This window comes from uncultured Negativibacillus sp. (genome assembly GCF_944388365.1).
Taxonomy (GTDB): Bacteria; Bacillota; Clostridia; order Oscillospirales; family Ruminococcaceae; genus Negativibacillus.
This window is the reverse complement of sequence record NZ_CALXIN010000081.1, coordinates 1-8,060: the sequence shown is the minus strand read 5'-3', so window position 1 is coordinate 8,060 and position 8,060 is coordinate 1. Positions and strand designations below refer to the sequence as shown.

At 55.6% G+C, this 8,060-nt stretch carries 10 protein-coding genes and 1 pseudogene; all 11 read right to left on the bottom strand.

Features of this window, described 5'->3' with window-relative positions:
• Positions 1-33 precede the first annotated feature (33 nt).
• Positions 34-609: a SpoIIIAH-like family protein gene (locus tag Q0L39_RS09460; protein WP_296628674.1), complete on the bottom strand. Its 576-nt coding sequence runs from the start codon at positions 607-609 to the stop codon at positions 34-36.
• Positions 610-663: 54 nt separating this feature from the next.
• Complete coding sequence (locus Q0L39_RS09455; protein WP_296628672.1) at positions 664-1,233, bottom strand: hypothetical protein; 570 nt, start codon at positions 1,231-1,233, stop codon at positions 664-666.
• The gene (locus Q0L39_RS09450; protein WP_296628670.1) at positions 1,217-1,717 is read right to left on the bottom strand and encodes a hypothetical protein; all 501 of its coding nucleotides are present in this window, start codon (positions 1,715-1,717) and stop codon (positions 1,217-1,219) included. The genes Q0L39_RS09455 and Q0L39_RS09450 overlap by 17 nt, the downstream gene beginning before the upstream one ends.
• Positions 1,718-1,735: 18 nt before the next feature.
• Positions 1,736-2,890: a hypothetical protein gene (locus tag Q0L39_RS09445; protein ID WP_296628668.1), complete on the bottom strand. Its 1,155-nt coding sequence runs from the start codon at positions 2,888-2,890 to the stop codon at positions 1,736-1,738.
• Between the two features lie 8 nt (positions 2,891-2,898).
• The gene (locus Q0L39_RS09440; RefSeq protein ID WP_296628666.1) at positions 2,899-3,285 is read right to left on the bottom strand and encodes a stage III sporulation AC/AD family protein; all 387 of its coding nucleotides are present in this window, start codon (positions 3,283-3,285) and stop codon (positions 2,899-2,901) included.
• 14 nt (positions 3,286-3,299) lie between these two features.
• Positions 3,300-3,494: a stage III sporulation protein AC gene (gene spoIIIAC, locus Q0L39_RS09435; protein WP_296628664.1), complete on the bottom strand. Its 195-nt coding sequence runs from the start codon at positions 3,492-3,494 to the stop codon at positions 3,300-3,302.
• 24 nt (positions 3,495-3,518) lie between these two features.
• Entirely contained in the window at positions 3,519-4,016 is a 498-nt protein-coding gene (locus Q0L39_RS09430; RefSeq protein ID WP_296628662.1) for a stage III sporulation protein AB, read from the bottom strand.
• Positions 4,013-4,924, bottom strand: coding sequence for an ATPase, T2SS/T4P/T4SS family (locus Q0L39_RS09425; protein WP_296628661.1), 912 nt, complete (start codon positions 4,922-4,924; stop codon positions 4,013-4,015). The genes Q0L39_RS09430 and Q0L39_RS09425 overlap by 4 nt, the downstream gene beginning before the upstream one ends.
• 585 nt (positions 4,925-5,509) lie before the next feature.
• Positions 5,510-6,655, bottom strand: a complete 1,146-nt coding sequence (gene nagA / locus Q0L39_RS09420; RefSeq protein WP_296628659.1) for an N-acetylglucosamine-6-phosphate deacetylase — start codon at positions 6,653-6,655, stop codon at positions 5,510-5,512.
• Positions 6,656-6,785: 130 nt separating this feature from the next.
• A pseudogene (gene trmB / locus Q0L39_RS09415) lies at positions 6,786-7,430 on the bottom strand (tRNA (guanosine(46)-N7)-methyltransferase TrmB); the annotation flags it as partial.
• Positions 7,431-7,589: 159 nt separating this feature from the next.
• Positions 7,590-8,060: L-serine ammonia-lyase, iron-sulfur-dependent, subunit alpha (locus Q0L39_RS09410; RefSeq protein ID WP_296628658.1), on the bottom strand; the 471-nt coding region annotated here is incomplete at its 5' end.

Genomic DNA, 8,060 nt, shown 5'->3' with positions numbered 1-8,060 from the left:
CGTCCCCCAAAAGGGCGATCCGTTGCAGCCGGCTTACTGTACCGGCACGATGGAGATGTTTTCCACCGGCACCTGTGTTTCGGCAAGGACGATGTCGCGAATCTGTACCACATCTCCTTCCTGCAGGTCCGGCGCCTTGACAATGACGTCCACCTTTTCGGTGGAGCAGTAAACCATGCACTCCTCAAAGCCTTTGGCCTTGATGAGGTTTTCGATCTTGCCTTCGGTTTCAATCGACTGGGCAATCGCGCTGGCCTGTGCGGTCAGCTCCTCCTTCTGCTCCTGAGCTAGGCTTTCATCCGAGAGCATGACCTGCAGCGCCTCGGTCGCCTCGTCTCTGGTCTGGGTTCTGGTCAGACGCGCCTGGGAGAAGTATTCCTCGCTCGACTGTCCGGCGCTGACCTCTTGGGTATCCACAAACTGTGCGTCGCCGTAGTTTTCTTCCTCGCCGTCCTCGACCAGTGTCTCGCTGACCTCGGTCTGCTCGGTGTTGGCGGTCACCAGCGCCAGATCCTCGCCAGCAAACTGATAGTTCAGATACACCGCCACACCCAGCGCAGCCACCAGTGATGCCAAAACAATCTGTTTCTTTCCTACGATCATATTCATAACGTTTCCTCCTGTCAGTGCCTGCCGCTGCCGGACGGCAGTTTTTTTATCATACTAACGGCGTGGAGAGACACACACCTGTGTGCTGCGTATCCCCAACACCGTTGTGACCGCTTCGATGACCTGACTGCGCACCTGCGCGCTGTCGGCTCCTTCGCAGACGACGATCACCCCGTTGATCTGCGGCTCGATGGTTTTTTCCAGCACGGGACTGCTCTGACCGTCGCGGCTTTCCACCAGGACCAGATTTTGTTCGCTGGTGCTGGTGTCCTGGGTCTGGCTGGACTGCTGGGTGGATTTGTCCTCGCTTGCATAGACGCTGCGGCTGCTTTCCCGCAGGGTCACCATCACGCTGCATTCTCCTGCGCCGTCGATCTGCGAAAGAATCTCTTTGAGTCTCTCCTCCATGCTGCGGACATACTGCTCACTGCTGCTTTGCTCCTGCACGAGAGGCTCTGCCTCCTCCGACGCCTGCGGCATCAGCTCGGAACACAGGATGAGTCCCATTCCCACCAAGCCCGCAATTACCAGCAGTCGGGTTCGGTCGGTCCTCTCCCAAAACGCACGCAGTCGGTGCAGGAAATGCTCTGCATACGAGCGAATCTGTTCACGATTGGGATTCATTGCTGTTTTCTCCTTCCTGATATTCGATGGTAAGCCTAAGCTGCTCGGACGCCAGATGTTCCCGCAGCCAGCTTTCCTTCGGACGGTCCTGCTGTTGGAGCAGAAGGTACAAATCCAAGGTGACCGAATCATCCTGCTGCATCATATCTATGCCGATGCGGACAGGGGTTATGCCTTCTTCCAGCAGAAAATTGGTAAGCTCGGTTTCGATCTGCTGTTTTGCCATCTCCAAAGCAGCGCTCTGACTTTGCTGCACCGTCTGCTCGGACAGCTGTTCTGCTTGCTGCTGTACCTCCGCTCCCATATCCAACACAAACGGCAGGTGCATGCTTTGCAGCGGAAGCAGTACGCTGCAAAGAAAAAACACCGACAGGCTCAGTTGCAAGGTGCGTCCCAGTCCCGACGAAGGAATCAGCAGACGGCAGATACCCGCTGCTGCCGCTGCAAAACATAGACAGGCCGCCCATTGCCGGATGGATTCCATATCAAACCTTCCTCCCTCCTATCCCACTGTCAGCATCATCAGCAGCGCGGTGGATACCAGCACCAGCAGCATGAAGCAGACGATCATCGCAAGCAACACCGAAAAGGTCTGCGCGATGCTCAAAAGCAGCGCTGCACCCTGTTTGGCATCCAGCATCTGCGCGGCCCACGCCGACACCTTGACCGCCAGATACCATAGCCCGACCTCCAACAGCACCGGCAGAAAGGTCAGCGCCGCCACCGCGATACCTGCCGAGCCGATGACGCTTTTCATCACCTGCACACAGCCGCGTGCCGCACCCAGCGCATCGGAGATAGTTCCGCCGATCACCGGAATAAAGCTGCCCGCCAAAAAGCGGGAGGTCTTGAGCAGCAGCGAATCGCCGCCGGTGCTGATGACCGTCTGCAATGACAGCATTCCCACAAAGACGGTCGTCAGGATGCCCAATCCCCAGCAGACCACCGAACGGATGGCGCCGGTGATGCTGTCCATCTTCAAAAAAGGTGCCAGCGGTCCGACGATGCACAGTGCAAGATAGATGCTCAACAGCGGCACCAGTGTCTGACTGGCAAGCTGGGCGATCACCTGACAGGCAAAGAACAAAAACAGATTGTAGCTCCCTGCCGAAGCGGGATTTCCACCCGCGATTACCACCGAACTCATCACCGGCGCAAACGACATCATAAACAACGCACATTCGTGCAGCGCCTGCACCGTCCGTTCGATGCACTGCAGCACCGGCTGACTGAGAAAGCTGACCATACAGGCGACGGCGGTGATCGAAAAAATCTGCTGTAACTGCTGGGAAAGGCTGCTGCTGCACACCGCCTGCACCATCGCACACAAGAGTACAATGGCAATCAGCCGCCCGACCACCTCCATCGGATAGTCCAGCTGGTCGCGCAGCAAAATCAGCACCTGCTCAATCAGCTGCCCAGGCGTCATTGAGAGCAGCGACGAGATGCCGTCGATCTCCACCTCATCCATCGCTTCCTGCGCCTGCGAAGGAAGCTGTGGAGACAGCTCTGCCCAAAGCTCATCCAGCGTCTGGGACAGATACTGGTCGAGCGCCGTATCCGATTCTGTCACCGAACTGGCGCAGACATTTAAACAGAGCAGTATTCCAATCAGGCACGCCCAGATAAAAACCGCAATTTTTCTTCTCAGACCCATGCGCTCACCTACCCGATCAAACGCAGCGCCTGTTCGAGCAGCTGCCCGAACAGCGGCATCGCCAACAACAGCATCGCCGCCCGACCTGCCAGCTCCAGCCGTGAGGCAATGGCGGTTTCGCCGATGTCGCGGCAGGTGTCACTGGCTGCCTGGGTCACCAGACAGATACCCAGCGACTTGAGCAGAATCTGCGCTCCTTCGTTTTCGCTCAGTGCCAGCTTTGCCAGCTGCTCAAGTTCGCCGAGCATCGGCGACAGCGTCTGCACCAGCCACAGCAAAATGCCGACGCCGCACAGCAGCGACAAAAACAGCGCATATTCGGGACGGTACTGCCGCAGGAGCATACTCAGCGCCGCCGCACACAATCCAAACCCGATCACCGCCTCCAGCTGCATCCCTCTTCCTCCTTTCACAGTCCGAACACCGATTTCACCGTATCAAACAAAATGCTGATCTGCTCGATCATCATCATCAACACCACGATCAGTCCTGCCAGCGTGGTCATCGTCGCCTGCTCCTCCCTCCCTGAGCGGATCAGCACCTGATTGAGCACCGAAACGATGATGCCGATGGCTGCTATCTTAAAGATCAAATCCACGTCCATACTTTCCAACCATCCTTTTTCGTTTTATAACAGAATGCAGGCGGCAAGTCCTGCCAATGGTCCAAGGCTGGTGTACAGCCGCCGATCCTTCGCCACCTGTTCACCTAATTCCTGCGCGCGCTGCTGCAGCTGCTCAGCAATCGGCAACAGCTGCTGCAGTTGAGTATCCAGGTCGTAGCAACCCAGCACCTCGCCCACCCGCAGCAGCAGCTGACGCTCGTCCTCGTCCAGATTGCCCGTCCGACTCATCACCGACCTGCGCCATCGCTCAGGAAAGGGCAGTTCCTCCAGCTCGCAGAAGGCGCGCAGATACCAGAGCTTGTCAAATCCATTCTCCTTACACAGCATCCCGATGAGCTCATCCGCCGGCTTCATGCTGTAACCCAGCTCTCCTGTCAGCCTCCGCACCAGCTGTGCAGAGGCTGCAAGCTCCTGCCGCCGCCGTCCGCTCCTTCCAGCAAGTTCCCAGCCGACGCCCGTGCAGCACAGAAAGACGATCACTCTGCCAAACATCCCGTTCATATCTCCACCAGCCTTTCTCCCTGAACCTTGTACACCGTTTCCACCGCTGTCGGTGCATGCGCACCTTGCAGCAGGACGATCTTTTCAAAGGTGCTGCTCTGCTGCAAGGCGTGAAACTGCGGGCGCAGCAGCAGCTGTTCCATGCTGCCGGCGTGGATGCTGGCAAGCAGACTCACGCCGCAGTTGACCGCCTCGAGCAATCCCCGTACCTCCTCGCCGCTGCCGACCTCATCACAGACGACCACCTGCGGCGACAGCGTGCGCACCGCCTGCAGGATGCCGATTGCCTTGGGGAATCCGCGCAGCACGTCGATACAGCCGCCACGGGCAGTCCGGTCGATCAGCTCTCCGCGCTCGTCCACCACTGTCACCCGAAATTGTTCTGACAGCCACAGTGCCAGCGCCCGCAGCAATGTCGTCTTTCCGCTGCCAGGCTCTCCCGCTACCAATACCGAACATCGGCCGCCGCCGTACAGCCTGTCCGCAAGCAGTCCGATGTCCGCTTCCTCCTGCCGCGCCAGCCGAATATTCATCGAACGGATGTCCCGCATCGAATGAACCTTCTCTCCCTGCATGACCGCTGTTCCGCCCAGACCGATACGGTGACCGCCGCGCACCGTAATGTAACCGTTTTGAATCTGACTCAGATAGGTATGTACCGAATACTCACACAGCGAGGCGAAGCTCTGCTCGATCTCCTGAAGGCTGACCGGCGTCGATCTTACCGCGGGACAAATGCTGTCCAGCGTGCGGCAGCGTCCGTTGATGGTCAACATGATCAGCTTGTCCTGCAACAGTCGAACCTCCTGCACCTGCGCCCAAAGGTCGGGCGGCAGTGCCCGCAGCGCCTGTCCGATGCGCGGACTGAGCCTTGCAAGCAGTATTTCGGTTTGAGTCGGTGGGTTCATCGAGGTCAGTCCTTTCGTTTTTGGTTTGCTATATGCTATGCAGGCCGGTGCACGGATAGAACTGCAAAACAAAAAAGTCCGCTGATTTTCAGCGGACATCTTGTAGCGGCTGTTTTGTATCAGGTGAGACAAACTAAAGTTTTACTCAATTTTTTTCAAAAAATTGTCCAGTCCAGAGTGAAACTCTGGTCGCTCGTCGCAACGAGCGAAACACCTTTATCGTCAGGCGTATTTTTGAAGAGTTTGGGATTGAAAACTTGTTTTCAATCTACTTTTCTGCAAGAGAAAAAGTTTTCAAGAACTATCGAAGTGTACAAACTCTCCCCGAAAAGTTCCCAGTGGGAAGTTTTCGGCAGTAGGAACTCGTAGGAATAACCCCTTGCAGCATACTCGTCGATGATGCGCCGGTGTTCTGACAGCTCTGCACCAAACAGCTTTCCAATATGAAGGCTTAGATACTCATATTTTTTCACGGTGTTGCGCTCCCTTCGCTGTATAGATGGTTGTTTTCCCTGCGGAACCCATCTTTTATCGAACATACAACAATGCCCAGACGAGAAATGTCTGGGCATTGAAAAATCCTGTTTACTTTTTGTAGACCACACGTCCGTCGACAATGGTCATCTGGGTGTTAAACTCCTCGTCAAACACTGCGAAGTCCGCATTGCAGCCGGTGCGAATCGAACCGATGCGATCCTGCATTCCCATTGCTCTGGCCGGATTGAGGGTCGCCGCATTGACGATCTCCCACAGCGGCTTGTTGGTGTTTGCATGGACGTTGGCAATCGCCTTGTTGAGGGTGAGGATGCTGCCTGCCAGCGTTCCGTCGGTCAGACGAGCGCTGTTTTCATTGACAACTACCTTCAGCTCGCCCAGTGTATATTCGCCCTGCGGCATACCGCCCGCACGCATACAGTCGGTAATCAGCACAAAGCGATCCTTGCCTTTGCAGTCCATCACAAACTGGAACATCGCCGGATGAACGTGGATGGTGTCGCAGATCATCTCGGTGTAGACGTCGGAGCGCAGCGCCGCAGTAACGACGCCTGGTTTACGGTGATGCATTGGAGTCATGGCATTGTACAGGTGGGTCACCTGGGTAGCTCCGTTGGCAATGGCCTCCATTGCCTGCTCATAGGTAGCGGCGGTGTGACCGATCGAAACCTTGATTGGTGTCTCGGTGGTGACCTTGCGGATAAATTCCATGCCGCCTTCTTTGTCCGGTGCGACGGTGACGATGCGGATGACATCGCTGTACCGCTTCATAAAGTCAAAATCAAAGTCAGCGATGTAGTTTTCCTCGTGGGCGCCCTTGTAAGCCGGATGGATGAACGGACCCTCCATGTTGATGCCCTCGATGACGGCGGCATCCCAGCCCTCGCCGCTTTTGCCGACGACGGTGCGCACCATGTCAAATACCTGTGCTGTGCGGTCGAGCGGCAGAGTGACCGAGGTCGCCAGAAAACGGGTGACACCGTTTTTAGCTACGGTCGAAGCGATGGTGTGCAGTGCCTCGACGGTGCCGTCCATTGTGTCGCAGCCGCCGGAGCCGTGGATGTGGACGTCGAACAGTCCAGGAGTAACCCATGCGCCCGAAACGTCGATGCGCTCTGCCTGCGCCGGTACCTCGGACATTGGAACAATGCCAATAATTTTTTCATCAAACAAAACTGCCATGCCCTCTGCGATGCGGTCATGCAGGACGAGCTTTCCGCCACAAATTGCTTTCATACCGATCATTCCTTTCATACTAATACTGGAACTTCTCTTTTTATTCTTCCGGCTGCACCTTATCGCTGCCTTCTTCGTCGCTTTCCTTCGGGACGACAGGCGGCAGCGCACTGACGCGGCCGTGATTTTTCGCGATCAGGAACTTGATTTTGATGCCCTGTTCCATGAACATTCGTTCATGTTCTGTCTGAATATTGTCCGCAAATCCGCTGTTTTCCAGATCGCGGGTCAGATATTCCTGGGTAAATCCGCACATCTCAAAGTAGCCCAGCGACTCCTCAAACAGCTCGTCGTCATCAGTCTTAAACCAGATTTCGCCGCCGTTTTTCAAAAACTCCTGATAGAAAAACAGCTGTCTTGGGTAGGTCAGTCTTTTTTTCTTGTGCTTTTTCTTGGGCCACGGATTGCAGAAGTTAATGTAGATGCGGTCGACTGCGTCGTTTGCATCCAACACCTGCAAGATACGCTCGATATCATAGGCGAAGATGCGCACGTTGTCCACCTCTTTGCCCGCCTGCTGGCAGGATTGTTCGATGTTGCGCTTGGTCAGTCCCAGGATGTCGCTCTTGATATCCACCGCCAGGAAGTTTATCTCTGGATGGGACACTGCCCTCTGCGCAATAAATCCACCCTTGCCGCAGCCCAGCTCCAGATGCAGCGGCTGCTGCTTCGGGAAGGCTTCCTGCCAGTGACCGATGTTCTCCTCCGGATTGTCTATACAAAACGGGCAGGCAGCCAGCTCCGGCCGCGCCCATGGTTTTCTTCTGATTCTCATACGATTCCTCCCATGCTTTGTCTGGAATTTATCATAGCATAAAATGAAGCTGTGGACAAGGCATAATTTCCTATCCCTTTAAAAAATGCGCCGCTCGGGCAGTTTTTGCGCAAAAAAGAGGACATCACAGGATGTCCTCTTTTAAGCAACAGTGTTAATTTACTTTACTGCTTTTTCTTTTTTCAGCATCATTTCCAGCATCAACTGGTCGAGCTGTACAGAGCCTTCGTTGCCCAGCTCTGCAAAGTTAGAGATGGTCTTTTCAACGTCGTCCTCAACGATACCGTCGGTGGACAGAACGCGGATGCCCTTGAGTGCCATCAGTGCAGCCTGCATTGCAGCGTTGGTGCAGGTAGCGATCTTGAGTGCACAGTCAGCTTTTGCGCCGTCGCACAGCATACCGGTAACGTTGCCGATCATGTTGAATACAGCGTTCTCGATCTCTTTCAGACCGCCGCCCAGCAGGTAAACGATACCGCAGGCAGAACCGGTTCCAGCAACGGTAGCGCCGCAGAAGCCGGACAGTCTGCCGAACTGGGATTTGATATAGATGCCCATCAGGTGGCTGATGGTAGCAGCGCGCAGCATCTTCTCATCGGATACGCCGAGCTTCTTAGCAACAGCGACAAC

What these genes read in the sequence shown, in the direction of transcription:
- Q0L39_RS09460 (WP_296628674.1), bottom strand. Translation starts at nt 609, where the DNA reads ATGAATATGATCGTAGGAAAGAAACAGATTGTTTTGGCATCACTGGTG.
- Q0L39_RS09455 (WP_296628672.1), bottom strand. Translation starts at nt 1,233, where the DNA reads ATGAATCCCAATCGTGAACAGATTCGCTCGTATGCAGAGCATTTCCTG.
- Q0L39_RS09450 (WP_296628670.1), bottom strand. Translation starts at nt 1,717, where the DNA reads ATGGAATCCATCCGGCAATGGGCGGCCTGTCTATGTTTTGCAGCGGCA.
- Q0L39_RS09445 (WP_296628668.1), bottom strand. Translation starts at nt 2,890, where the DNA reads ATGGGTCTGAGAAGAAAAATTGCGGTTTTTATCTGGGCGTGCCTGATT.
- Q0L39_RS09440 (WP_296628666.1), bottom strand. Translation starts at nt 3,285, where the DNA reads ATGCAGCTGGAGGCGGTGATCGGGTTTGGATTGTGTGCGGCGGCGCTG.
- spoIIIAC (WP_296628664.1), bottom strand. Translation starts at nt 3,494, where the DNA reads ATGGACGTGGATTTGATCTTTAAGATAGCAGCCATCGGCATCATCGTT.
- Q0L39_RS09430 (WP_296628662.1), bottom strand. Translation starts at nt 4,016, where the DNA reads ATGAACGGGATGTTTGGCAGAGTGATCGTCTTTCTGTGCTGCACGGGC.
- Q0L39_RS09425 (WP_296628661.1), bottom strand. Translation starts at nt 4,924, where the DNA reads ATGAACCCACCGACTCAAACCGAAATACTGCTTGCAAGGCTCAGTCCG.
- nagA (WP_296628659.1), bottom strand. Translation starts at nt 6,655, where the DNA reads ATGAAAGCAATTTGTGGCGGAAAGCTCGTCCTGCATGACCGCATCGCA.